At 61.2% G+C, this 25,292-nt stretch carries 25 protein-coding genes and 3 pseudogenes; 22 read left to right on the top strand and 6 right to left on the bottom strand.

The window, feature by feature from the left end:
• Positions 1-202 precede the first annotated feature (202 nt).
• From NKI79_RS18465 to NKI79_RS18440, 7 genes and pseudogenes are all read left to right on the top strand, one after another.
• Positions 203-1,210, top strand: a complete 1,008-nt coding sequence (locus NKI79_RS18465; protein WP_023722104.1) for an AI-2E family transporter — start codon at positions 203-205, stop codon at positions 1,208-1,210.
• A 275-nt stretch (positions 1,211-1,485) separates the two neighbouring features.
• Positions 1,486-2,522, top strand: a pseudogene (locus NKI79_RS18460) (IS110 family RNA-guided transposase).
• A 138-nt stretch (positions 2,523-2,660) separates the two neighbouring features.
• Entirely contained in the window at positions 2,661-3,848 is a 1,188-nt protein-coding gene (locus tag NKI79_RS18455; RefSeq protein WP_502906474.1) for an ISNCY family transposase, read from the top strand.
• On the top strand, positions 3,781-3,924 hold the full coding sequence (locus tag NKI79_RS33255; protein ID WP_502897232.1) for a hypothetical protein: 144 nt from the start codon (positions 3,781-3,783) through the stop codon (positions 3,922-3,924). The genes NKI79_RS18455 and NKI79_RS33255 overlap by 68 nt, the downstream gene beginning before the upstream one ends.
• Positions 3,925-4,407: 483 nt before the next feature.
• Positions 4,408-4,950 carry a hypothetical protein gene (locus NKI79_RS18450; protein WP_352452020.1) on the top strand — a complete coding sequence of 181 codons (543 nt, stop codon included), beginning with the start codon at positions 4,408-4,410 and terminating at the stop codon, positions 4,948-4,950.
• 277 nt (positions 4,951-5,227) lie between these two features.
• Entirely contained in the window at positions 5,228-5,569 is a 342-nt protein-coding gene (copC, locus tag NKI79_RS18445) for a copper homeostasis periplasmic binding protein CopC (protein WP_023722111.1), read from the top strand.
• 2 nt (positions 5,570-5,571) lie between these two features.
• A complete protein-coding gene (locus NKI79_RS18440; RefSeq protein ID WP_352803317.1) occupies positions 5,572-6,309 on the top strand; it encodes a CopD family protein in 738 nt (245 codons plus the stop codon).
• Between the two features lie 897 nt (positions 6,310-7,206).
• Here NKI79_RS18440 and NKI79_RS18435 read toward each other — a convergent pair.
• Positions 7,207-7,386 (bottom strand): hypothetical protein, encoded by a 180-nt coding sequence (locus tag NKI79_RS18435; RefSeq protein ID WP_352466309.1) that lies wholly within the window; start codon positions 7,384-7,386, stop codon positions 7,207-7,209.
• A 359-nt stretch (positions 7,387-7,745) separates the two neighbouring features.
• Between NKI79_RS18435 and NKI79_RS18430 the strand changes: the two genes are divergently transcribed.
• The 5 genes from NKI79_RS18430 (at position 7,746) to tnpC (ending at position 11,813) form a co-directional block, all read left to right on the top strand.
• Positions 7,746-8,390 carry a DUF1007 family protein gene (locus NKI79_RS18430; RefSeq protein ID WP_502906472.1) on the top strand — a complete coding sequence of 215 codons (645 nt, stop codon included), beginning with the start codon at positions 7,746-7,748 and terminating at the stop codon, positions 8,388-8,390.
• A gap of 21 nt (positions 8,391-8,411) precedes the next feature.
• The gene (locus tag NKI79_RS18425; protein ID WP_352466347.1) at positions 8,412-9,125 is read left to right on the top strand and encodes a HoxN/HupN/NixA family nickel/cobalt transporter; all 714 of its coding nucleotides are present in this window, start codon (positions 8,412-8,414) and stop codon (positions 9,123-9,125) included.
• 254 nt (positions 9,126-9,379) lie between these two features.
• Positions 9,380-9,853 (top strand): IS66-like element accessory protein TnpA, encoded by a 474-nt coding sequence (gene tnpA / locus NKI79_RS18420; protein WP_352453912.1) that lies wholly within the window; start codon positions 9,380-9,382, stop codon positions 9,851-9,853.
• Positions 9,834-10,187 (top strand): IS66 family insertion sequence element accessory protein TnpB, encoded by a 354-nt coding sequence (tnpB, locus tag NKI79_RS18415; RefSeq protein WP_352469379.1) that lies wholly within the window; start codon positions 9,834-9,836, stop codon positions 10,185-10,187. The genes tnpA and tnpB overlap by 20 nt, the downstream gene beginning before the upstream one ends.
• Positions 10,188-10,241: 54 nt before the next feature.
• Positions 10,242-11,813 carry an IS66 family transposase gene (gene tnpC / locus NKI79_RS18410; protein ID WP_352803314.1) on the top strand — a complete coding sequence of 524 codons (1,572 nt, stop codon included), beginning with the start codon at positions 10,242-10,244 and terminating at the stop codon, positions 11,811-11,813.
• Between the two features lie 79 nt (positions 11,814-11,892).
• Here tnpC and NKI79_RS18405 read toward each other — a convergent pair whose 3' ends face one another.
• From NKI79_RS18405 to NKI79_RS18395, 3 genes are read right to left on the bottom strand one after another with little or no spacing between them, the layout of a single operon-like run.
• On the bottom strand, positions 11,893-12,681 hold the full coding sequence (locus NKI79_RS18405; protein ID WP_352621854.1) for a hypothetical protein: 789 nt from the start codon (positions 12,679-12,681) through the stop codon (positions 11,893-11,895).
• An 11-nt stretch (positions 12,682-12,692) separates the two neighbouring features.
• The gene (locus tag NKI79_RS18400) at positions 12,693-13,430 is read right to left on the bottom strand and encodes a HupE/UreJ family protein (protein ID WP_352803310.1); all 738 of its coding nucleotides are present in this window, start codon (positions 13,428-13,430) and stop codon (positions 12,693-12,695) included.
• A gap of 48 nt (positions 13,431-13,478) precedes the next feature.
• Positions 13,479-13,862 carry a hypothetical protein gene (locus NKI79_RS18395; protein ID WP_352803307.1) on the bottom strand — a complete coding sequence of 128 codons (384 nt, stop codon included), beginning with the start codon at positions 13,860-13,862 and terminating at the stop codon, positions 13,479-13,481.
• Positions 13,863-13,968: 106 nt separating this feature from the next.
• Here NKI79_RS18395 and NKI79_RS18390 point away from each other — a divergent pair, with 106 nt between their 5' ends.
• The 10 genes and pseudogenes from NKI79_RS18390 to NKI79_RS18345 form a co-directional block, all read left to right on the top strand.
• Entirely contained in the window at positions 13,969-14,250 is a 282-nt protein-coding gene (locus NKI79_RS18390) for a metal-sensing transcriptional repressor (protein WP_352803304.1), read from the top strand.
• Positions 14,251-14,259: 9 nt separating this feature from the next.
• Positions 14,260-15,603: a cation diffusion facilitator family transporter gene (locus tag NKI79_RS18385; protein ID WP_352622669.1), complete on the top strand. Its 1,344-nt coding sequence runs from the start codon at positions 14,260-14,262 to the stop codon at positions 15,601-15,603.
• A 67-nt stretch (positions 15,604-15,670) separates the two neighbouring features.
• Positions 15,671-16,993 (top strand): MFS transporter, encoded by a 1,323-nt coding sequence (locus NKI79_RS18380; protein WP_352466314.1) that lies wholly within the window; start codon positions 15,671-15,673, stop codon positions 16,991-16,993.
• Positions 16,994-17,002: 9 nt separating this feature from the next.
• Positions 17,003-17,443, top strand: coding sequence for a YqaA family protein (locus tag NKI79_RS18375; RefSeq protein ID WP_352495700.1), 441 nt, complete (start codon positions 17,003-17,005; stop codon positions 17,441-17,443).
• Positions 17,444-17,606: 163 nt separating this feature from the next.
• A complete protein-coding gene (locus NKI79_RS18370) occupies positions 17,607-19,169 on the top strand; it encodes an ABC transporter substrate-binding protein (RefSeq protein ID WP_352803300.1) in 1,563 nt (520 codons plus the stop codon).
• 28 nt (positions 19,170-19,197) lie between these two features.
• The gene (locus tag NKI79_RS18365) at positions 19,198-20,139 is read left to right on the top strand and encodes an ABC transporter permease (RefSeq protein ID WP_352466317.1); all 942 of its coding nucleotides are present in this window, start codon (positions 19,198-19,200) and stop codon (positions 20,137-20,139) included.
• A 4-nt stretch (positions 20,140-20,143) separates the two neighbouring features.
• Positions 20,144-21,055, top strand: a complete 912-nt coding sequence (locus NKI79_RS18360) for an ABC transporter permease (RefSeq protein ID WP_352803297.1) — start codon at positions 20,144-20,146, stop codon at positions 21,053-21,055.
• A complete protein-coding gene (locus NKI79_RS18355) occupies positions 21,052-22,065 on the top strand; it encodes an ABC transporter ATP-binding protein (protein WP_023722128.1) in 1,014 nt (337 codons plus the stop codon). The genes NKI79_RS18360 and NKI79_RS18355 overlap by 4 nt, the downstream gene beginning before the upstream one ends.
• Positions 22,058-23,041: an oligopeptide/dipeptide ABC transporter ATP-binding protein gene (locus NKI79_RS18350; protein WP_023722129.1), complete on the top strand. Its 984-nt coding sequence runs from the start codon at positions 22,058-22,060 to the stop codon at positions 23,039-23,041. The genes NKI79_RS18355 and NKI79_RS18350 overlap by 8 nt, the downstream gene beginning before the upstream one ends.
• Before the next feature lie 37 nt (positions 23,042-23,078).
• Positions 23,079-23,183: pseudogene (locus NKI79_RS18345) on the top strand (YqaA family protein); the annotation flags it as partial.
• 94 nt (positions 23,184-23,277) lie between these two features.
• On the opposite strand, the pseudogene NKI79_RS18340 reads toward NKI79_RS18345, so the two are convergent.
• Positions 23,278-24,269 (bottom strand): annotated as a pseudogene (locus NKI79_RS18340) (IS481 family transposase).
• Between the two features lie 186 nt (positions 24,270-24,455).
• Positions 24,456-25,229 carry a sulfite exporter TauE/SafE family protein gene (locus tag NKI79_RS18335; RefSeq protein WP_023722131.1) on the bottom strand — a complete coding sequence of 258 codons (774 nt, stop codon included), beginning with the start codon at positions 25,227-25,229 and terminating at the stop codon, positions 24,456-24,458.
• Positions 25,230-25,292: the final 63 nt, after the last annotated feature.

Here is a 25,292-nt window from a genome sequence, read left to right as displayed (position 1 = left end):
AGAATGCGGTTTACGCAAGAGCTGATCATCGCGGTCCTGCGTGAGCATGAGGCGGGGCAAAAGCGGGCGACCTGGCGCGCAAGCATGGGACCTCCGAGGCGGTTAGCCTTACACACGTGTTGAACGCGTGTTCGCTTGCGCATCACCGGGTATCAAAGCTAATGAAACCCGGAGAGGACTTGGCTGCTTCTGCAGGTGAAAAGTGCTGATTTTCTCATGGTTCTATCTCGCGTCGTGCCTGCTTGCGCTTATAGCGCTCGTCGCCGTTCTCGAACTCGGGCTGCTTCCGGCACTGCTTTCGGGCCTTCTCGTGTTCAATCTCGTTCATTTCGCCGCACCGATGCTCCATCGAATCGGCGTTTCCAACAGCCTGACGAAAAGCCTTGCGCTGACCTTGGTGGCATTGATTTTCACGCTCCTGGTAGCCGCCGCTATCTTTAGCGGCATGTCGCAATTGACTGGCGGTTCGGAGAACGTCGTGACGCTCCTCAAGAAGATGGCCGAGATCATCGATACCGCGCGCGTCCATCTCCCGACCTGGGCGATGACCTATTTTCCGTCGAACATCGAGGAACTGGAAGTCTTCGCGGCCCGGTGGCTCCGCGAACATGCCGGCCAGCTTCAACTCGTCGGGCGGGATGTCGGCGTCCTGGTGGTCCACATTGTCGTCGGCATGGTGATCGGCGGCTTGATCGCGGTGAGCTCGGCGGCGCCATCGCGCGAGCCCGGCCCACTGGCGGTCGCGCTGGCGGATCGTGTCAACATTCTGAGCAAGGCCTTTCGCAACATCGTGTTCTCGCAAATCCGGATTTCGGCGTTGAATACGTTTCTGACGGCGGTCTATCTCGTCGTTGTTCTGCCGTCCTTCGGCATCGATCTGCCATTCATCAGGACAATGATAGCGCTGACTTTCGTCACCGGCCTTCTGCCGGTCATCGGCAATCTGATCTCCAACACGGTGATCGTGGTTGTCAGCCTCAGCATCTCCTTCCTTGCAGCACTCGGCTCGCTTGCCTTTCTCATCATCATTCACAAGCTCGAATACTTCGTAAACGCCAAGATCATCGGTTCGCGGATCAATGCGCGTGCCTGGGAGCTTCTTCTGGCGATGGTTTTCATGGAAGCCTGGTTCGGTATGCCGGGTCTTGTCGCCGCGCCGATCTATTATGCCTATCTGAAGGCTGAACTGACGATGCGCGGGCTAATCTAGTTTCCGTCCATAAACGGCAAACGATTGATTCTGTTGGATGAATCGCGGCTTTGCGCGAGCAAGGCCCGGCGGTTTCAGGTATCTTGGATCATGCCACTGATTCCAAAGCCTTGCCACCGCCGGAGCCGACAATGCGCCAAGAACGCACCGTCCAAGATGGGGTATTCGGCTTGCGCCCCATCTTGGCGGAGCGGCATGGAGGTGCTGCGCTTCGAGCTGATGGTAGAACGTGGTCTGTCCGAAACAGCCACAAGCATCAGGAAAGGAAGCGCAGCATGAAACATTATGCAGGATTGGACGTCTCGGTGAAAGAGACGGCAGTGTGCATCGTCGACGAAACAGGCACGGTTTGCCGCGAGATGAAAGTTCCCAGCCATCCGGAGGATCTTGCGCGGGTGCTCAAGGATCCTGCCTGGAACTTTGAGCGGATCGGTCTTGAAGCCGGGCCCTTATCGCAATGGCTGTTCGAGGCCCTTGCCAAAGCCGGCCTGCCGTTGATCTGCATTGAGACGCGTCACACCAAGGCATTCCTGAAGGCGCAGGTGAACAAGACCGACCGCAATGACGCGCGCGGCATCGCACAGATGATGCGGGTCAACCTGTTCCGCCCGGTGCGTGAAGACCCTGACGAGCCAGAAGCGTCGGGCGTTGCTGACGGCGCGCAAGCTGCTGCAGGAAAAGGCGATTGCCATCGAGAACGACATCCGCGGGCTGCTGCGCAACTTCGGGCTCAAGGTCGGCATCGTCGGTACGGGCAAATTCGAGCAACGCATCCACGAACTGGTTGAAGGCATGCCTGATCTGGCCGAAATCGTCGAACCGCTTCTCGACGCTCGCGGCAAGCTGCGCCAGCACTTTGCCACCCTTCACCGCAAGCTTTTGGCGATCGTCCGGGATGAGGAAGTTTGCCGCCGACTGATGACGACACCAGGTGTAGGCCCCGGTCGTGGCTCTGGCCTATACCACCACCATCGACATTCCGGCCCGCTTCCGCAATTCGAAAGCGGTCGGACCGGTTTTGGGTCTGACACCTGTGCTCCATGAGTCGGGCGAAAGCCGCCGGGTCGGCCGGATCTCGTTATGCGGTGACGATATGATGCGAACGCTGCTCTACGAAGCCGCGCAGGTCCTACTGACGCGCGTGACGAAGTGGTCCTGGCTGAAGGCCTGGGCGATGAACGTCGCCAAGCGGCGTGGTCGGCAGAGGGCCATCGTTGCGCTCGCCCGTAGACTAGCGGTGATCATGCATCGCATGTGGAGCGATGGCACACGGTTCCACTGGACAAAGGAAAGCACACCGGTCGCCGTCTGAACTGGGCACAACAAAGTTCCACTTGCCGGTGGAAAAACGTCCTTCGCGGGACGAGGGATGAGGTGAGTTCGCTATGCTGGCGGTGCCAGCATATTCGATCTTTTCGCCACGCACGAGATCGGTCACGAGTTGAAGGCGATGTCGCAATGGCTGGATGAGCATCGCGACCTTCTTGGCTTGGTGGCGCGCGATTTGGTGCGGGTCGACGTCAAGGCCACCGGACGGCAGGGCCTGCCTGCCGAAGCGGTGTTGCGCTGCGCGATCCTCAAGCAATACCGGCAACTGAGCTACCAGGAGCTGGCGTTCCATCTTGAGGACTCCGCTTCGTTTCGCGCCTTTGCTCGCCTGCCTTTGTCATGGAGCCCGCACAAGTCGGTGCTGCAAAGGACCATCAGTGCGATCCGGTCCGAGACCTGGGAACAGGTCAATCGGGTACTGCTGTCGAGCGCTCGGCAGGCGAAGCTCGAAGATGGCGCAGTCGTGCGGCTGGACAGCACCGTGACCTCGGCACTCATGCACGAGCCGAGCGACAGCAGCCTGCTTTGGGATGCCGTGCGGGTCATGGTGCGCCTGCTGAAGCGGGCTGACGCCTTGGTCGGCGGTGCCGGCTCAGCATGGCGCGATCATTGCCGCGCAGCCAAGAAGCGGGCTCGCAAGATCCAGTTCACGCGCGGTCGACCCAATCGGGTCCAACTCTACCGCGAGCTGATCGCAATCGCCCGTGCGACCTTGACTTATCTGGAGCAGGCGAGCGAGCGATTGGTAGTGGCGAGCACACCGTCCATCGCACTGTGGCAGCTCCAGGTCCGTCACTATCGGCCGCTGGTCGAACGCATCATCAGACAGAGCGAGCGGCGGGTATTGGCCGGCGAGCCGGTGTCGGCCGGCGAGAAGCTGGTCAGCCTGTTCGAAGAGCATGCCGATATCATCGTCAAAGGCAGCCGCGACACCGAGTATGGCCACAAGCTCAACCTGACCACCGGCAAGAGTGGAATGATCCTCGATCTGGTGATCGAGAAAGGCAACCCGGCCGACAGCGACCGATTGCTGCCGATGCTGGAGCGTCACATAGGCATTTGGGGTCAGGCGCCACGGCAGGCAGCAGCCGATGGTGGCTTCGCCACGCGCGACAACCCTGGCCACGGCGAAGGCGTGGGGCGTCTCCGACATGGCCTTCCACAAGAAAGCCGGCCTCAAGATCGAGGATATGGTCAGAAGCAAGTGGGTCTATCGCAAGCTGCGCAACTGTCGCGCCGGCATCGAAGCTGGCATCTCGTGCCTCAAACGCGCTTACGGCCTGGCGCGCTGCACTTGGCGCGGCCTTGATCACTTCAAAACCTACGTCTGGTCCTCGGTCGCGGCCTACAACCTCGTCCTCTTCACCCGCCTCAGGCCGACCTGATATCAGCTCGGCATCGCAGCCGTCCCGCCGGCAGAGCCGCCGGCAATGGCGTGCGTCCGATCGTTGCCAAGCACTGCATTTTGTCGATCATCAACTATTCCTGACCTGTCCATGCCCGTCAACGGCGCTTCCGGTCGGATCCAAGCGATTGCAAATGCTGCGAAATACCGGCGTTTATGGACGGAAACTAATCTAGGGTTAGGGCAGGTGGCGATTTGACGACGCAAGCAAGATTGCTGGGAAACCGCGCAAATTTGGCCACTCGCTGAACAGCACCATCTTGGTTAGTGAACCCTCAGGAGTTTCGTGACCGATTTGAAGGCCCCCGTTTAATAGCACACCCCCTGCAAAGACATTAGACAGCGCTAAAACGTAAATTGTCCGGAGGCATGTAATCTGCTACTGCTTAATCACCGACAAACGGCTCTGGAAAGCCGTGCGTCGGACATCATGCACAAGATCAACTCAAACCGGAGAACGGCCATGAAACGGCTGCTGACGGTCGCTGCCCTTTTGGCGGCAGGCAGTTTGGTTACGATGCAAGGCGCAGCCGCCGACGACGCTGCGATGATCAAGAGCGCTGAATCTGCTGCACCCCCTGCCGTGGCAAGCGGCGCTGCGGTCTACGCCGCGGATGAAAAGGGCGCCATGCGCACCTTGCGCGAGGGCAAGAACGGCTTCTGGTGCATGCCGGACAGCCCGTCCACGCCCGGCCCGGACCCAATGTGCGGCGATGCCAACGCGATGGAATGGGCGATGGCATGGATGGAAAAGAAGGAGCCGCCCAAGGGCAAGGTCGGCTTCATGTACATGCTGTCCGGCGGTACCGATGGCAGCAACACCGATCCCTATGCGACGAAGCCCGAGGAAGGCAACAATTGGATAGAGACCGGCCCGCATGTGATGATCGTCAACGCAATGGACATGATGCAGGGCTATCCGACGGACCCCAAGCCTGACACATCCAAGCCCTATGTGATGTGGCCGGGCACTCCATACGCACATCTCATGATCCCGGTTAAGTAGCTGAAATGGAGTCACGCGGGCGCAAACGCTTGTTTCGCCCGCGCTTGTCCTGATAATTACAAACGCTTGCGGCGTCCGTGACCTTCAATCGAGAGTCTCGGCGGTCGGTAGCGTGTTGGCCTGATCTCCCATCACTTTTCCGGCAAATGGAAAATTTCGTGACAGCTCGAACGGTGGCGGCCCTGCAACACCAACAAATTCGTATACTCGTCAGAGAGTGCATAGTCTTTGATGACCGTCGCCGCGGGAGGAGTTCGCGTTGAATCGGACTATCGGAATGATCGCCACACTTGCGCTGTGGAGCGTGCCATTATCGGGCCAGGCGCTTGCGCATGCTCGATTGGTCGAGGCTACTCCAGAGATCAATAGCACCATTGCCGCTCCGCCCACCGAGATTGGACTGCGGTTTAGCGAATCCATTGAGGCTCGATTCTCGGGCATCGATCTGTCGGGGCCGGATGGTGCGAAGATCACCACGGAGATCGCGGTGCGCGATAAGGACATGGTGGCACCTGTATCAAGGTCCCTTGCGCCGGGTGTTTATCAAGTTGATTGGCACGTGCTGTCAGCAGACGGGCACAAGGTGAAGGGCAATTTCAAATTTGAAGTCAGACCGTAGAAATGGACGTTGATGGCACTCTGGCCTTCGCCCGGTGGGTCTACTTCCTCTCAGTGATGATTCTATTCGGGTCGGCACTCTTCCCTTTCTATGCGCTAGACAGAACCGCGGCTCCCGCGCTTGCGCCTCTACCCCGTAACATCAATCCTGCCCTCGCACTTGCGGCCGCAATCTTCGCGGCAATTTGGCTGCTGTGCTTTACGGCCGGGCTCTCCGGACGCGAGGGTATGGTTGACACCTTGCGCGGCGTTCTCATGGAAAGCGACTTCGGAACTGTTTGGTTTGTTCGCCTTTCGCTCGTTCTCCTGCTCCTGGTGATCAGTTTCTCGGGGCGGCCCGAATTGATCGTCGGGCCGGCTTTCTTGCTACTGACCTGCGAGGGTTGGCAGGGCCACGCGGCGGCGTTGGGCCTTCTAGGCTCACTGACTCAAGCTCTCCATGTTGCAAGTGCCGGGGCGTGGATAGGTGGCCTCCTGCCCCTCGGCCTGCTTATCGCGGCAGCACAGCGGCATCCATCCGAAGTCGCAGGCGTGGAAACCGTCCTGTGGCGCTTCTCCCGCTTTGGTATGGTGGCGGTTGCGCTCATTTTTTTGACGGGTGCCATGAACACTTGGCTCGTGCTTGGCTCGTTCCCCGATCCGCGCAACAGCTACGGTCGAGTTCTCCTGTTCAAGATCAGCCTATTCGTCGCGATGGTCGGTTTGGCGGTCACAACCGATACGCCCTGGTCAGCCGCATGAAGTCCGAACCGGCCAAAAGCTTGGGCACATTGTCTCGCAACGTTGCGCTGGAGCAGATCATCGGGTTTGGGGTGCTTATGGATGTAAGCGCGCTGGGGCTTATGGATCCGTACGCGTGACGCGCTGACTTTGCAATTATCCGCTGGCAACGTTTCTGCAATTCGCGATCGACACTCACCTCTATCCGCCTGGCGCACAGAGTGGCTGGCCGGTCTGGCTGCCGATCTTAACCAACGTCGGGACGTGTGGAGCGCGGATATATGCCTGCGACCTAGACACGATTCCATGCGTAAACGAGTAACTGCCAGCACCAGCCGGCCAGCGTTCATCGCTCCTTTGATCCCCACCCTGGTGGAGAAGCCTCCCGAGGGCCGAGGGATGGACACACAAGTTCGACGGCTATCGCGGGTCTTCAATGCGGACCGCGTTGGAGAATAACTGGCGAATGATACTACGGGGCGACGGCGCAGCCGCCGACAGTCGGATGCAGGTCGATCTCGTCGCAGCCGCTGGGCCCGCTAAATGGCACTCTTGACTAACGTGCCAGAGGGTCCATTTTTTGACCCTGCGGTGTGCTGATGTCGAAGCCCCTCTTTATCCCGGCGCTCGCTGCTATATGCCTGAGATCGCCGCTGGTGCGTGCCGATAATGTCGATCTGGCGTTGGAAGCTTTTCACGGTATTTGTCTTGCCCATGGACCTGACTTCGAACGAACCGTCCTGCGGCCAGGAGACGCGGATGGACTCCGTTGTCCGGCGACGCAGCACTTGCCCCCGTCGGTGACGTAGGCGCCTTCCAGGACTGGGAGGCGACCGGTGACGACCTCCCGGCCAAAACCATGATCGCGGTGACAAAAGCCACTTGAATGGCAAGTCCGTGCAACCTTGCTCCATAAAGCTATTCGATGTCGACGGCGCGCCATTCGAGGAGCGTTTCTTCGCCCGGACGGATGCCGAAACAATCGGCGAGGACAGAAACGGAATGCAAGTTTCCAAACTCTGCATATTGACAGTCGGCAATCGCAAGCACTTGTCCATTTGACGTTCCCGAGGTCCGGATCACATCGAACACGGTCATTGCAAGCTCGATCGCCGACGACTAGGGCGGATCAGCTGGTGTTATCAGCACGGGACGCGGGGCTTTTTGCGTTTGCAAGGAACTCGCGATAGGAATGCTCTGAATCGATCAGGAGCAGGAAATTGAGCGATCGGCAAAAGATCATCTGGATGATAGTGCTGGCAATCCTTGCTGGTATCGCGGTGATCATGCTCAAACATTGGCTGAAGGGCGACCTTGGGTAGCTGCCTCCTTAGATGAAGCAACACAGCCCTGATCGATCAAGGTTGGTATGGGCTTTGGCCCGTCCCATTTCGGCCTGCTTGCAATGGCAGGTGTCCTGCCTGATGCGGAATCGACGAGCGAAATGTGAGCGAAGAATGCAACTGACAGGCATGGTATCCGGCGCGGCGCTGTTGCTCGCTTCCACCGCGGCAGCGAACGCCCATCCGCATGTCTTTGCCGAAGCGAAGCTGGACCTGACCGTCGATCCAGACAAGACGGTCAAGTCGCTTCGGCATCTCTGGCGTTTCGACGACCTCTTTTCCAGCACTGTGCTGATGGAATTCGACAAGAATTCCGACCTTGTCCTTGATGCGAAGGAACTCGATGAAGTCGCTCTCACCGTCCATGCGTCGTTGGCCGAGTACAACTACTTTCAGATGGTGACCTTGAACGGCAAGGACGTGACGATGGCGCCACCGCCGAAGTTCAGCGTCAGCTATGAAAACGATCAACTCGTCGTCCAGTTCGAAACGCAGCCGAAGGACCCGTTGGCCCTTGCTGGAAAAGTCAGTATCGGTGTCTACGATCCGACCTTCTACACGGCAATCGATTTTACCGAGGACGAAAAGCTTGCGGTGGCCGGTCTGCCGCAAGGCTGCTCACGTTCCGTCGTCCGTCCAGATCCGGACACGGCCATCGCGCAGAACCAGAAGAGCCTGACAGACGCGTTCTTCAGTGACCCGACGGGGACCGATCTCGGCAAGATTTTCGCGACGCGCCTCGAATTGACGTGCGGCTGACCCGGAGCCGGTTCGATGGCCATGTTCCAGACGCTGGTCGAGTTCCAACGCACGATCTACCTGGCGTTGGCCGAGCAGATCAAACTGCTTGCGGCTGGCGGCGGTTGGCTGGCGTTCACGGCCTTTCTGCCCATGGGCATTCTGTTCGGTGCGGCGCATGCGCTGACGCCGGGCCATAGCAAGGCTGTCCTGGCCACCTATCTGGCAGGATCGGACGCCAGCGTCCGGCGTGGGCTTCTGGTGTCGCTGACACTCTCCTTCACGCATGTAACGATTGCCGTGCTGATCGCGGCGCTCTCGTTGCCGTTGGTATCGATTGCCCTGGGCAGTGTTGGCCGAGCCCCACTGCTGGAAGACGTCAGTCGGGGCCTGCTTGGCCTGATCGGCATTTGGATGCTCTGGCGCGCATTGAGCCACGGCCATCACCACAAGCATGAGGGCGAGGCCGTCGGCGTCATGGCCGGCCTGATCCCATGCCCGCTGACGCTTTTCGTGATGACCTTTGCGATATCCAGAGGCGTTCCGGTCGCCGGCATTCTTTTCGCAATCACAATGATGGCCGGCGTGGCGCTGACGCTGTCTTGCGTTGCGGTGCTGTCGATCCTGTTTCGTGAACGTCTGGTGCATTTTTTCGATAGCCGGCCACGCCTGTTCGATGCCATTTCCCGAGCCATTGAGGGCGCTGCCGGCTTGGCGCTTGCCGGCGTAGCCGTTTGGCAAATCTCGTCGGGCTGAAATGCCGTGAACCAGATCGAGCGATGGATCAAGACCCGTTTACCTGAAGGTCAGCCGTGTCTTCGTCGCGGCGCAAAGCTTCGACGCGCATCTGCGCTCGTCGGTGGAACAGACGGATAGGTGACGCCCGAGGCTCGAAGTGGCGCCGGGCGACCCTGTATGCGCTAGATCAGTAAGCGCGAATTTCCCCGCACCTTTTGCTGTTGAGTGCTCTGATGCATGAGGTGTCCACCAAAATAGGTGGACACCTTGTGATGGAAGAAGATGAGCAGAAACTGCGGGTGAGGCTTGTCGGTCGGGACGGGCGACGCCGATACGACCCGGCATCGAAGGACCGTCTTGTCTCGGCCTGTCTTGAGCCTGGCGTGTCGGTATCGAGGCTTGCGCTCGAACATGGGGTCAATGCGAACCTTCTTCGGAAGTGGATAAAGAAGCGGGCGGAGACCCAGTCCCTCCCACAGCCCCCACCATCGGCGTTCATCCCGGTTCAGATTGAAAGCACTTCCGATCGGGCCTTGCTGCGACAGAGCAGCATGGCTGCGGTGGATTTGCCGGGGACTTGCGATGGGGCACGTAGGTCGGCATCGAAAAGGACAGCGCCTTTTTCCTCTCCAGCCAAGGTGAGCGCGTCGCTGCCGAACGGCGTGAAGTTGACGCTGGAATGCGGTGATGTGGATGCGTTGACGGCGACCATCGGAGCACTGGGTCATGTTCAGACTGGGCGCTGACCTGAAAGTCTACCTGCACCGCGAGCCGATCGACTTCCGGGCCGGCATCAACAGCCTTGCGGTTCTGGTCCAAGAGACGATGGCGCTCGATCCGTTTGCTCCGGCGGTTTTTGCGTTCTGCAATCGCCGTCGCGACCGGATGAAGCTCCTGTTCTTCGATCGGTCGGGCTTTGTGCTGGTAATGAAGCGGCTGACCGAGGACAAGTTCCGGTGGCCGCGCCGGGAGGCAGCGGTGGTCACGCTTACGACCGAGCAATTGCACTGGATCCTCGACGGCATCGACATCGATGCGATGGTCCGCCATCCGGTGCGGCAATATCAGGTTGCCGGTTGAGGGCTCTCGAATTGAGCGGTTGACGCGGCGGCATGCTTTCGATTCAAGAATCTGATGAATCGACCCGGCGAACCGACTGTTGAAGCGTTGATGGCGCGTATTGCTGCGCTGCAGGCGCAGAACCGTCAACTCACCGAACGCGTCGTCAAACTCGAGGAAGAGCTGGCGCTTGCACGACTGCATCGTTTTGCGCCGCGCAGTGAAAAGCACATTGACCGCCTCTTCAATGAAGCCGAACAGGCCGCGGATGAGGACGCCGCCGACAACGAAGATGGCGGCGTCGTTGTCCTGCCGGACACGGGCTTGCCGGCGAGCGAAGGGGCGACGGGAAAGAAGCGCGGCCGCAAGGCCTTGCCGGAAAACCTGCCGCGCGAGCGCGTCGAGTATGACCTTCCCGACGATCAGAAGGCTTGTCCTTGCTGCCGTCACCAGATGCATCGCATGGGCGAGGCCGTTACCGAGCAACTTCATATCGAGGTGAAGGCGAAGGTCCTGCAGAATGTGCGGTTCAAATATGCTTGCCGTCATTGCGACCGTACCGGCATCAACACGCCGGTCGTGACCGCGCCGATGCCCGCGCAACCCTTGCCTGGCAGCATCGCCACGGCTTCGACGCTGGCCTTCGCGCTCGTTCACAAATACGTCGACGGCACACCGCTCTACCGCCTGGCGCAGGCCTTCGAGCGCGCGGGCGTTCCTGTCAGCCGTGGCGCTCTGGGTCACTGGGTGATCGGCTCGAGCGAAAAGCATCTCGCCCGCATCTATGACGTGCTGAAGCTGCGGCTCAGATCGCAGCCCCTCATCCATGGCGACGAGACCACGGTCCAGGTGCTGAAGGAAATGGACAGAGAGGCCACCAGCACCTCGTACATGTGGGCATACCGGAGCGGCCACGACAGTGACGAGCCGATCGTGCTGCTCGATTATCAGCCGGGTCGCGGCCAGATACACCCGCAGACCTTCTTGGGCGATTACCGCGGCATCGTGATGAGTGACGGTTATTCCGCCTGGCGCACGCTGGAAGGGGCAACGCATCTTGGCTGCATGGCCCATTCCAGGCGGCGCTTCGTCGATGCCCTAAAGGCGAGGAAGAAAGGCGGCGGCCCGCCGGAACAGGCGCTCCGGTTCTTTGAACAGCTCTATCGGGTTGAAAGGCAGGCGCGGAACGAAATCCCCGATGACGGCGAAACGCGAGATCACTGCATTCGCCACTTCCGCCAGCAACATAGTGTCCCGATCCTCCATGCTCTCAAGGCATGGCTCGACGACATCGCCCCAAAAGTCTTGCCGGACAGCAAGCTCGGCGACGCCGTCTCCTACACCCTGAACCAATGGGGATATCTGACTCGTTACACCGAGGACGCCAGCATGCCGATCGACAACAATCTTCTCGAGCGTGACATCAGAATCTTTGCCACTGGCCGGAAAAGTTGGCTGTTCAGCGATACCGTCGACGGAGCCAGGGCCAGCGCCGTCATCTACAGCCTGATGTTGACCTGCCGCGCCTGTGGCGTCGAGCCGTTAGCGTGGCTGCGCCACGTCCTCACTGAACTACCTCAGCGCCCCGAGAACGCAGCCATCGAGGATCTGCTGCCCTTCAACTTCGCCAAAGCAACAGCAGCCTGATCAGACCAGATACCGTTCCCGATTCGAAGGCCATCCGTCGAAAGCGCTCGCGTCAACGTGCAGCGAAAATAGCGCTTACCTAGATCATACGCTTGATGTCGATGTAGTCGCCTTCAGCCTGGATCGTCAGGGTCACGTCGCTGCCACCGCGGTTGCGCCAGAACCAACCATGATTTCCATCGAAGGCGGCTTCAATGGCACCTTCGTCAGCTGGAACGCTGCGACCCTTTTCATAGCTGACGGACTGACCGCCGCCATCGCCGTGCGTCTCGAAGTTCACCACGCCGCCGTCAGCTGTCCAGGAAAAGTTTGCCTTGGCCCCCTGCCGCATCACGAGCTTGACTTCGGCACCCTGGCCTGGCGCCAACGTGAAGGATAGCTCGTCTTGCCTTCCATCTGGCTGGATCGGGGCTTCCGAGGTTGCTTCGGCGGCAGGCGTTATAGCAATGGCCGGAGCCTCGGCAGGAGCGATCTCTCCAACTGTCACATTGTCTTGGGATACGGCCTCCCCAGTTGGCGACGGCTGCAAAGCAGGCCGTTCGGCGGTCAGGGCGACGAGGAGGTTTTCGATTCGGTCCATGCGCGCCATCAACTCGGCCGGAGGGACCATTTGCGTCATCCGCTCGGTTGGTGCCTTCGCGCTGGCCATTTCGTCGGCTGCCGCCTCGGCTGCCAGCTGTGTCTTGATTTCGCCCATTCTGGTGAGGCCGAGCAATCTGCCTGCTCCGGTCGGGTCGATCGCATACTCGGACGGCATGACGACCGTGATGACCAATGCGAAAGCCGTCAGCGCGGCAATGAAGGTGGAGCGCTTCAGCTGCGCTGACGTCGGCAAATCGGCGCGGCTGGGAAGGTCGGTGTTGTACATGATTCGGTTCCTTATGCGGCGACGAACAGGCCGGTGAGCTGATATCCGATCAGCAGGAAACCAGCCGTCATCATGATGACGTTTGCGGTATAGGCGTGGCGCCAGAAACTTCGTGTCCGGCGCCAGTAGCCCATCACGATCAGCATGGCGCTAAGAGCCAAGAGCTGCCCGATCTCGACGCCGACATTGAAGGCCAAAAGGTTGGCCACCAGGCCGTCCGGCGAGATGTTGTATTCGATGATCTTCGTCGACAGGCCGAAACCATGGAAGAAGCCGAAGACCAGCGTCGTGATCTTGGTGTTCGGCTGGAAGCCGAGCCATCTCTGGAAAGCGCCCATATTGTCGAGCGACTTGTAGACCACGGACAGCCCGATGATGGCGTCGATTATGTAGCTGTTGATGCCGACGTTGAAATAGACGCCAAGCAGCATGGTCGTGGAGTGGCCGAGCGCGAACAGGCTGACATAGATGCCGATATGCTTCATCCGGTAGAGGAAAAAGATTACCCCGAACAGGAACAGGATGTGGTCGTATCCGGTCACCATGTGCTTGGCGCCGAGATAGATGAAGGGCAGCACGTTAATGCCCGAGATTTCCTGGATATAGCCCTCGTCGCCCTCGGCCACGGCGTGGGCGAAGGCAGCCCCGCCCAGGAGCGGCAGCGTCAGGAGAGCGATAAGCAGGGGCAGGGCGGGTCGCCGACGCGCGTGGCGCGCGCGTGGCCGGCCCCGGTCGAAGGGTCGTTGCATAGAATTTCCAATCTTCGTCGTTGAGGGTGGCCGCGCGAGCGGCCGCGATCATGCGGCGAGGAATGGTCTCGGCGGTCGCTCGAGCCGGAATGTCGTGTCCGGATCGACGAAAGTCAGCGGATAATTCAGCCAGCCCCGTTCGAGCTGCGGAACGGTCGGTGCGAAGTCGGAGGGCGTACTCGCCGTCTCGTGCGAGTGGTCTGCCGCATTGTGCCCGTGAAAATGTCCAAAGCTCTGCTCGTCCGAAACGCCATCATCGTGTGCGTGGCCATGATCTTCGATCTGTGCGGCGGCTCCGCCGTGACGTTCAACCGCGGTGGCAATCGCGATCGGATCGTGTGAGGTCGAATAGCCGAAAGGACGCAGCACGCCGAACATCATCGCTAAAGCGATGACCAGACAAAAAACCGTGCTGTGGATCCGATTCGGCATGAACGGCGATTATTCTCCAAAATCCTAACGAATGGTTGTTGACTGCACCGGAATCGAGGCCTCTTTGAGGCTTGTTGTATCCCCTCCAAGAGGATAGTATCAAGAGATGAGCGAGCAGCCTCATACCCACGAAACCCATCCCGATATCATCAAGCGCCTGAAGCGGGCTGGCGGACATCTGAAGGGCGTGATCGAAATGATCGAAGCGGGCCGGCCCTGCCTCGATCTTGCCCAGCAGCTCCATGCTGTCGAGCGGGCCATCGCGCAAGCCAAGAAGACCCTGATCCAGGATCATCTCAACCATTGCCTTGAAGACGTCGTCGGGCCGCTGGCGCGCGAGCAGCGCCGCTCGATCGACGAGTTCAAGGATATCACCAAGTACCTGTGAGAGAACACCATAATGGATAAGATACGCGACTGGTTCGGCTTCGGTCCGATGACGCAGGGCTTCGGCGGCCATGGACATGATCATGGTGATGGTGATGGCGGCCATGGCCACACCCACGGCGTCATCGATCCGACGATCGCCACGACGACGCGCGGCATCTGGGCAATCAAATGGTCATTCGTCGTTCTGGCCGTCACGGCAGCGCTCCAGCTTGTGGTCGTGTTCCTCTCCGGCAGCGTGGCGCTGCTGGCCGACACCATCCACAATATCGGGGACGCGGTCACCGCCGTCCCGCTGTGGATCGCCTTCATGCTGGTCCGCCGCAAACCGAGCAAGGCGTTCACCTACGGCCTGGGCCGCGTCGAGGATCTGGCCGGGATCGTCATCGTTCTCATCATTCTTTTCAGCGCCATCGTCGCAGGCTATGAAGCGATCGACAGGCTGATCAATCCGCGTCCCATCGCATTTCTTGGCTGGGTCGCCATCGCCGGCCTCATAGGCTTCATCGGCAATGAAGCGGTGGCCGTATTTCGCATCCGCGTCGGCCGAGAGATCAACAGCGCGGCGCTGATCGCGGACGGCTACCATGCCCGCACCGACGGCTTCACCAGCCTGGCAGTCGTCCTTGGCGCTATCGGCGTGTGGCTGGGCTTTCCGCTTGCCGATCCGATCATCGGACTGCTGATCACCGCGGCGATCTTCGCCATCGTCTGGCAGTCGTCGAAAGCCGTGTTGACGCGCATGCTCGATGGTGTGGAGCCCGGCATCATCGATGAAATCCATCATGCCGCCGAACATGTGTCCGGCATCGAGCGCGTTGGAAGTGTGCAGGCGCGCTGGATCGGCCATCGCCTACATGCCGACGTGGCCATCAGTGTTCCGGATGCGGCGACGGCCAAAGACGTACTGGGCGTCAGCGAAGCCCTTAAGGAGGAACTGTTCGCCCACTTGCCGGCGTTGGCGGAGGCGACTGTCCGCCTCGAAAGCTCAGCCGGTTCGACCGCCAAGCGGGGGGAAACCTCTCATGCTCATCATCATGCACCGGAGCCGTTCAAGGTAGTCTGCGATCTGGCTGCAGGGACATTGGAAATCGTCGATACACCGGCTGGCGAGCGGATGCGGCTGACCATCGATCGCCACGCCGATGATTTGACAGCGACGGTGATTATCGACCGACCCGAAGGGCCAGAGACGCTTCGCCTCGAGCCCGCCGCTGACAACCATCATCGGCTTGAGAGCACCGTCGCCCCTGCCGAGCCGCATGAGTTCCAGGCGAGGTTGATCCTGGCCGCGAAGGGTCGCGAGCAGGTGCTGCCGTTCAAGATGGTCGAACCCGAAGGTCACCACCACTGAGACAGGCGGGCTGTTTGCGCTACGTTCCTGGCTCGACGAACCCCAATCCGCTGCAAGAACGCAAAATATGCTTCAGGTCCTGGCCAATCGCACCTACCGTCATCTCTTCCTGGCCCAGGTCATCGCCCTGATCGGCACTGGCCTTGCCACCGTAGCACTCGGGCTGCTGGCCTATGATCTTGCCGGCGCCGATGCCGGCGCGGTGCTCGGCACGGCGCTCGCTATCAAGATGATCGCCTATGTCGGCGTGGCGCCTGTCGCCGCTGCGTTCGCCGAGCGCCTGCCGCGCCGCACCATGCTGGTTTCGCTCGACCTCATCCGGGCTGCGGTCGCGGTGTTCCTGCCCTTCGTTACCGAAGTCTGGCAGGTATATGTTCTCATCTTCGTCCTGCAGTCGGCGTCGGCAGGCTTCACTCCGGCCTTCCAGGCCTCGATCCCTGACGTGCTGCCCGAGGAGAAGGACTACACGCGGGCCCTGTCGCTGTCGCGACTGGCCTATGACCTGGAAAGCGTCGTCAGTCCCATGCTGGCGGCGGCGCTGCTTTCCGTCATCAGCTTCCACAGCCTGTTCGCCGGTACGGTTATCGGCTTTCTCGCCTCGGCGGCGCTGGTGGTGTCGGTGGTCCTGCCGAGCCCTAAACCGTCGCAGCCGCGCGGCGTTTACGATCGTACCACGCGCGGAATCCGCATCTATCTGGCGACGCCGCGATTGCGCGGGCTGCTGGCCCTTAACGTTGCCGTCGCGGCGGCAAGCGCGATGGTGATCGTCAACACGGTCGTCCTGGTGCAGGCGCAGTTCGGCCTCTCGCAAAGCGACACGGCGCTGGCGCTCGCAGCGTTCGGCGGCGGATCGATGATTGCAGCCCTTGCCCTGCCGCGGCTGCTGGAGAACGTCCCGGACCGGGTTGCGATGCTCTCGGGCGCCGCGATCCTGGTCGCGGGCGTGCTGGTGGGACCGCTCGCCGGCAGCTATTATCTGCTGCTGCCGCTCTGGTTCGTGCTGGGGCTCGGCTATTCGCTGGCGCAGACGCCTTCGGGCCGATTGATCAGACGTTCTGCCGATGCCGTCGACCGGCCCGCTCTGTTTGCTGCCCAATTCGCGCTTTCGCATGCCTGCTGGCTGATGACCTATCCCATTGCCGGCCGCGTCGGTGCCGCGATGGGATTGCCCTTCACCTTCGTTCTGCTCGGCGTTATAGGCGCCGCTGCCCTGCTTGCCGCGATCTGGCTATGGCCGAAACACGATCCCGACGTGCTTGTGCATACGCATGTCGACCTGCCTGAGGACGACCGTCATATCGGGGACGCAGTATGGTCGGAAGCGGGCTATGAGCATTCGCATGGCTACGTCGTCGACGATCGGCACCCGAAATGGCCCAAGGCAAGCTGAGAGCTCGAAATGCCTGGCGAGCTCGCCATCTATGGCGGTCTTTTCCTGACCGCGTTCGCGGCGGCGACCATCCTGCCGATGCAATCGGAAGCAGCCCTTGCGGGGCTGCTCCTGACAGAAAGCTATGCTCCGGCTCTGCTCATCGCCTCCGCAAGCGCAGGCAATGTGCTCGGCTCGATCGTCAACTGGTGGCTCGGCTGGGGCGTCGATCGCTTTCGCAATCGCAAATGGTTCCCGGTGCGGCCCTCTGCGCTGACGCGCGCGACGCGATGGTATCAGCGCTATGGACGATGGTCGCTGCTGTTGAGCTGGCTTCCTCTCGTTGGCGATCCGCTGACGGTTGTGGCGGGAGCGCTGCGGGAGCCATTCTGGAGCTTCCTTGCGATCGTCACGATCGCGAAGGTCGGCCGCTACCTTGCGCTGGCGGCGATGACGCTGAGCTGGATTTAGCGCCTGTCGAGACCCGCGCCGGCATGGCGACATCACGCGAGACGGCGCTTTCCTTTGCCAAACGCAGCGCTGCGCGCCAACTTGGATTGGCGCCGAATATGTCTATACAAATGGGAATGCATGTGTACAATCGCTACCAATCAATCAGAAATGGGGAACTGAAATGATCACTCTTGACCGCCGCAATTTCCTTGTTTCCACCGCCGGCCTTGCCTTCGCCGCTGCGCTGCCACGCACCGCCTTTTCCGAAACCAACGACACGCTGAAGATTGCCATCGCCGCGGAGACCGGCGATCTCGACCTGCTGCAGAATGTTTCAACGCTGAGCACCTACACCATCGTCTTCGATGCGCTGATCCACTACGGCCAGAACGGCGCGCTTGAGCCGGGACTTGCCACCAAATGGACCATTGCCGACGATCAGCTTTCGATCGCTTTCGATCTGCGTGAAGGCGTGACCTTCAGCGACGGCACGCCGTTCGATTCCACTGCAGCCGAATGGAACCTCAAGCGATGGATGGGGGTGAGCGACTTCTCCTGGATTGGCGTCTCCGATGCGTACGACAGCATCGTCACGGACGGACCAAACAAGCTGACGGTCAAGCTGAAGCGACCGGTGCCGGCCGCACTCCTCGAACTCACCATCGTCCGCCCAGTTCGTTTCCTGTCGCCCAAGGCAGTCGACAAGGATGGCAAGCAGACGGCGCCGATCGGAACCGGTCCATGGATCGTCGAAAAATACGATTCGAGCGGCACCAGCCTCGTTCGCAACGACAAATACTGGGGCGAGAAGCCGCTTTTCAGCCGCATGGAACTGAAGGTGGTTCCCGATGAACTCGCTCGTGCCAACGGCCTCCGCTCAGGCGACCTCGATGTCATCGGTGGCGACTGGGTGGCGACGCTATCGCCGCGCCGCGCCCGTGCGCTGGAAAGCGACGGCATGAAGGTTGTTGCCGAGCCGGGCACCGCGACGATGCTGCTCGGCTATTCGCCGACGTCGAAGATCATCGCCGACAAGGCCGTTCGCGATGCCGTCTATGCATCGGTCGACCGGGCGGCGATCGCCAAGGTCCTGTTCGAGGGCTTTGCCGACCCGGCCGCCGATCTGTTCCCGGCGAATGTGCCGTCGTCGGGCAAGCGGCATGACGTGCCGGTGCGTGACGTGGCGGCGGCCAAGAAGATACTTGCCGACGGGGGCTGGGCAGAGAGCGGCGGCGCCTGGACCAAGGCTGGCTCTCCTCTGACCATCGACTTTCTGGTTTCCGAAGAGTCCCTGCCGGGATCGCGGCGAATCGCCGAAATGATCCAGGGTCAATTGTCCGAGGTCGGTTTCCAGGTCCAAGTCTCCTCGGTGGACAATGCCACCATGCATGAACGGCGTCCGGCCTTCGACTATGATCTCGCTTTCTTCACCACCTATGGCGCTCCCTATGACCCTGACGGGACCCTTGGCAATGCCTTCGTCTCGACGGCGGACAGCGGGCCTGACGGCAAGATCTATGTCTCGGACGCGCTCGACGGCGTAGTCAAGGCTGCGCTCGAGGCGAGCGGCGCCGAACGCGACCTGAAGATGCAGGCTCTCTACGATTGGCTGCACGACAACACCGCCATCTGTCCGCTTGTCGTCAGCCAGCGGCTGTGGGCTCACAATCCGCGCGCAGAGAACTTCTCGCTTCCGGCGACTGACTACGACTTGCCGTTCAAGGCGATCACGCTGAAGGCCTGAAGACTTCGAGCCCGAGTGAGGCCTGACGATGAAACGCACGATCCTGCGACGGATGCTGCTTGCCTGCCTTTTGATCCTGGCGGCATCCGCGCTGACATTCGCCCTGGTTGCGGCGGCTCCGGGCAATGTTGCGGCGCTCATTGCCGAGCGTGCGGCAGGTCCTGGTGCTGACGCGCAAATGATCGCCAAGATCGGCAACGAGCTCGGTCTCTACGACCCGTTGCCGATCCGCTACGGACGCTGGCTTTCCGGCGCGCTGGCCGGGGATTTCGGCATCTCACTGCGAACGGGAAAGCCGATCTCGTCGGAGTTTGCCGCCCGCATCCCGATGACGGCGGCTCTGCTTGCCGGCGGCGGCGTTCTCGCCTTCATTTTCTCGATCACGCTCGGCATTGCCGGCGCCGTCAGCAACGGCGGCATGATGGACAGGTTCCTGCATGCATTTTCGCTGATCGGCGCGTCGACCCCGAACTTCTTCGTGGCGGCGCTGCTGGTCATCGCGTTTTCGGTGATGCTCGGCTGGGTGCCCACCTTCGGCACCAGCGGCTTCACCTCATGGCTTCTGCCGTGGGTGACGATCGCGCTGTTCCCGGCCTCCGTTCTCAGCCGCGTCGTTAGGGTCAACCTCCAGGAAGCGATGTCGCGGCCGTTTGCGACAACGGGCTTCGCAAAAGGCTTTACCAGAACGCAGGTGCTGCTGCGCGAGGCGCTGCCCAACATCGCCATTCCGTTCCTGACGACATTCGGGGCGCAATTCACGCTGATGATCATCGGGTCGATCGTCGTCGAGACGGTATTTGCATTGCGCGGCGTCGGTGCCTTTTTCATCGAGGCGATACGCTTCCGCGACTTCATCGGCATGCAGTCGGTGCTGCTGCTGTTTGTCGTCTTCTTCGTCATGGTCAATTTCATCGTCGACATGATTTGCATCGTCGCGGATCCGCGAATGCGCCGGGCGCGGGGAGCATGAGGCGATGAACATTTCCGCTATCAGGGACATCAAGGACTGGCCGTGGCTGGTGCTGCTCCCCGTAATCGGCGTTGTGCTGATCGGCATCTTCGCTCCTGCTATCATGCCTTACGATCCAAGTGCGCAGGACTATTCGGCGACACTGGAGGGCATGAGCTGGAACCACTGGCTCGGCACCGACTATCTCGGCCGAGACGTCTTCAGCCGCATCGTCGGTGGCGCCCGCATTTCCCTGGTGGCGATGGTGATCGTGCTTGTCGCCGCGTTGGCGATCGGGGTCACGATCGGCTCCTTCGCCGGCTATGTCGGCGGCCGTGTCGAGCTCGTCCTTATCAGCATCATCGATATTGCGCTGGCACTTCCGAGCCTGGTGATCGCGCTGGCGTTGATCGGCATTCTGGGCACCGGCTACTGGTCGATGATAACGGCGCTCACCCTGGCGTGGTGGGCGAACTATGCCCGCATGAGCCGCGCCGTCGTCACCGCCGAGCTGCAGCAGCCCTATATCGAGGCGGCCCGCGTGATGGGCGCCGGCCATCTGTGGATTTTTGTTCGCCATATCCTGCCGCATGTGCTTGCCCTCGTCGTGGTCTATGCAAGCGCCGACGCCGGCGCTCTTGTGCTGGCCATCGCCACGCTCAGCTTTCTCGGACTTGGCGTCGCACCGCCGACACCGGAATGGGGCCAGATGCTGGTCGACGGCATGAGCTACATCGAGGAGGTGCCGCGCCTCGTCGTGCTGCCCGGTCTGGCGCTGACGCTGGTCGTGGTCAGCTTTAACCTTCTGGGCGAAGCCTTCGCATTGCAAAAGGTGCCGCGGCCGGTTCGCGGCGCGACGTTGCGCAGACGCCGAAGGGCGCGCGCTCGCGAAGAAGCCGAGCGTAACGCCGTCGAAACGGGAACGACTTCAGCATGAGCGACGCTCAGCCAATCTATTCGATCGAAGATTTGGTCATCGACCTCTACGCCACCACCGTTTCTGTGCGGGCGGTGGACGGGGTGTCGTTCAACGTCCGTCCCGGAGAAACGGTCGCGGTCGTCGGCGAAAGCGGTTCGGGAAAGACCGTAATGACGCTCGGTCCGCTCGGCCTGCTGCCCGAGGGCGTGACCGTGGACATGAAGGGATCGGCGCGAGCCGACGGAAGCGAACTGCTCAGCATCGGTTCACGGCAATTGTCGGACCTGCGCGGGCGCTATTTCGGCGTGATTTTCCAGGACCCGATGAGCGCGTTGAACCCGATGCTGAAAATCGGCCCGCAGCTGGCCCGCCAGGCGCGCCGCTTCGCCGGCCTGTCGCATGAGGCCGCGCGCAAGGAAGCGGTCTCGCTTCTGGCACGCTCCGGCATTCCGGACCCCGAGGATCGCTACAACCGCTATCCTCACGAAATGTCGGGCGGCATGCTGCAACGCGCGATGATCGCGCTGGCGCTGGCGGCCCGGCCGCGCGTGCTGATCGCAGACGAGCCGACCACGGCGCTGGACGCCACGGTCCAGGCGCAAATCCTGGAGCTCATCCGTCAGATCCAGCGCGAGGATGGCATCGCGGTCGTGCTGATCACGCACGATATCGGCGTGGTCGCTTCCGTCGCCGATCGCGTCATCGTGCTTTACGCCGGCCAGGTGGCGGAGGAGGGGACGGCGATGGATGTGCTGACCCGGCCAGTCCATCCCTATACGCGCGGGCTGCTCGCATCGGTGCCGGATTTTCGCGCCGACGAACGCGCGGCGACCCGCGAGATACCTGGCCTGCCGCCAAACCAGATCAGGCTGGAACCGGGTTGCCGGTTTGCCGAGCGCTGCGAACTGGTCGAAGCCGGTTGCCGGCAGCACCGGCCGCCGCTGCAGACGATATCCGCGTCGACGAGCCCGCACCGTGTGGCTTGCCCGGTCGTGCTGAAACGAGAGGGGATCGCCGTCCATGTCTGATGCCGCGGCGATCGAGGTCAGGGGATTGAAGGTGCATTTCGCCAACCGTTCGGGTGCCGGCGCGGTGCGGGCGGTCGATGGCATAGACCTGACGGTCGCGCGTGGCGCGTTCCACGGCATCGTCGGCGAGTCCGGCTGCGGCAAGACCACGCTGGCCCGTACCATCGTCGGTTTGCAGAAGGAGAGCGAAGGCACCGTGCTGATTGGAGGAAGGAATCGCGCCGAATGGCTGAAATCGGACAGGAAGTCGTTCAGCCGCGAAGTCCAGTTCGTCTTCCAGGACCCGTTGGGGTCGATGAGCCGCCGCCAGTCCGTCTACCAGACACTGGAGGAGCCGCTGCAGATCCATCGCTTCGGTTCATCAGTCGAGCGCCGGCGCCGCATCGCCGAGCTTCTGGATCTGGTTGCGCTGCCTGAGACGGTGCTCGACCGTTTGCCAAGGTCGCTCTCGGGTGGCCAGCGGCAGCGCGTTTCGATTGCGCGCGCGCTTGCGCTGAAGCCGTCCATACTGGTCTGCGACGAACCGCTCAGCGCGCTCGACGTTTCGATCCGGGCGCAGATCGTTAACCTGTTCACGTCGCTGCAGAAGCAGCTTGGTCTGACCATTGTCATTGTCGCGCATGATCTGGCGATCGTGCGCGAGGTCTGCTCGGACGTGACGGTGATGTATCTCGGCCGCATCTCGGAAGCTGGCGTGACCCGGCCATTATTTCGCGAGCCGGCCCATCCCTACAGCCAAGCGCTGCTGTCGGCTGTTCCTTCTCCCGATCCTCGCATCGAAGCCGGGCGCCGCCGGATCATTCTCGCCGGCGATCCGCCAAGTCCCAGCGCGCCGCCTCCGGGGTGCCGGTTCAACACGCGCTGTCCGGTGGCGATCGATGTCTGCCGGGTCGAGGAACCGATGCTGCGATCGGTGCCGCATGGCGGCGTTGCAGCCTGTCATCTGGCCGATAGCGGCCGCCGCCCGGTTATCTGAAAAGATGGCGTTTCTGCCCCCAACGCGTTTCGCGAGGCTGACCGTCATTGCCGGTGTCCTGCGCGAGCTTTTTTTGCTGGTCACTGCCGCCAAGGTCGGCCGTTATCTTGTTCTTGCCGCCGTGACGCTGAGCGTCATCTGACCTCGCGAAGCTTCTCCAACCTGAGCGGGTTAGGCCCTGACTGGTTCGAAGGAGCCAGCCCAAGAGCCACGTCTGATACAGGCGGTCGGGAAGCCTAGATGTTTAGTCCCGGCATTTGCTGGAGCGGATTGAGAGTGAAGCGCTCGGGCTGGGAAGCCCATGCCTTGCAGATGAACTCGTAGGGCGTGAAGCCCTTGAGGGTCTTCAGCCTGCGGCCGAAATTGTAGGCCGCGACGAAGTCGGCAAGATGCCGACGCAGTTGGTCGTGATCGTCGTAATGGAAGCGCTTGACGGTTGCGTCCTTGATGGTCCGGTTCATTCTCTCGACCTGACCGTTGGTCCAGGGGTGCTTTGGCTTTGTGGTTCGATGTTCGATATCGTTCTTGGCACAGGCGTATTCGAAGGCATGAGCCCGGAATATCTCGCCATTTGCGATTGCCTCCTTGATCAGCGGAACGGCCGAACCGCCAGCGCCTGGCGTGGTGAACTGGATGCCGTTGTCGGTGAGAACGGTATGGATCCTGTAGGGGACGGCCGCGATCAGGCGTAGCAGAAACTCTTTGGAAATGGCTGTCGGAGCCTTCTCGTGCAGTTCGACGAAGGCGAACTTCGAGGTCGGTCGATGGCGACGAACATGTGTAGCTTGCCCTGTTCGGTTCGAACCTCCGCGATATCAATGTGGAAGAAGCCGATCGGATAGGCCTTGAACTTCTTCTTCGCCGGCCTGTCGCCCTCGACATCCGGCAATCGGCCGATGCCGTGGCGCTGCAGACAGCGGTGCAATGAAGAGCGCGTCAGATGCGGGATCGACGGCTGCAACGCGTAGAGGCAATCGTCGAGCGGCAGCAGCGTGTAGCGGCGGAAGGCCACAATAACGGCCTCTTCCTCGACAGACAGAACCGTCGATCTCGGCTCCCTGGGGCCGGTGGGCAGATCGGCGGTCGAACTCCGCTTCTTCCACTTCGCTACCGTCTTGGGGTTGACGCCATAGCGCTTCGAAAGCGACCTCAGGCTCGCTTGACTATGTTGTATCGCTCGACGGATCGCCTCTGTCGTTGTGGCGCTCCCATGCAGAACCTGGCCCATAGTGCATCCTTTGATTCGGACGACAATGATGAACCATCAAAGCCCGGGATCAAACATCTAGCCTTTCTTGACGGCGACCTTGTCAAGGGGCCGCGCGCAGTCCTTTCGCCAGCTGCTGCGCGTCGCGGGACCGGCCAACCAAGCTAAGGCACAGCGCGCGAAGGGCTTCAGCCAACGTCGACATTGTTAAGACATTCCTGTGGCCGCGCGCCAGGCCTGCACAACAAAGCTGTGCTGGTTCCAGACCATCAGCGCTCCACTGACAGCCATGAGCGCGACCACAAGGCCGCGGAACTGTCGTCCACTCAGGCGCTCGAGCCAGCGCTTGGCCAGCAGATTGGCAAGCGCAGCGCCCAAACCCGCGGCTGCGCCGTACATGGCCGCCTGACCCCCGAGCGCGCCAAGTCCGGTGAATACCGCGATCTTGACGACATCGGTCACAAACGAGTTCACCGATTTCGTGGCGACCAACGTCTCCTTCTCCGAACCGTAGTTCAGATAGAGCGAATTCAAGACGGGTCCCACCGTGCCCATCAGCGCCGACAACAGCGCGACGATCAGGCCGGCCGGGAGGAACCACCAGCGGCGGGCTCGGTAGCTCCGCTCGCGCGCCCCGCCGCGAAATTCCCAGACTGCACTGATCAGATAGATCCCTATGAGTATCTGGAGCCATTCCGCCCGACTGTTGGCGAAGAGCCAGGAGCCCGCAGCGGCACCGGCGATGGCGCCGGGCAGGTACCAACGGACGAGGCTCCAATCGATGTCGCGCCGGAAGGCCAGGGCGCGGATGGGATTGCCGATGAGCTCGGTCAAGGTGATGACCGGCGCAACCGCCGCGCTCCCTGTGATGAAAGTCACGGCGGGGATCAGCAATAGACCTCCGCCTCCGGCCGAGAGGGTGTTCAGCGTCCAGGTGAGGAACCCCGCCAACGCCAGGAGGCCTAGTCTAATCCAGTCCATCGGATCAGAACGAAGCGGGCCTCCGATCGTTCCGAACGCATCGGTTCGCAAAAACCCGGCCCG

Origin of the sequence: Mesorhizobium sp. M0340 (genome assembly GCF_040321535.1) — a bacterium.
In the GTDB taxonomy this organism is placed as follows: Bacteria; Pseudomonadota; Alphaproteobacteria; order Rhizobiales; family Rhizobiaceae; genus Mesorhizobium.
This window is presented reverse-complemented; position numbering and strand designations above follow the sequence as displayed.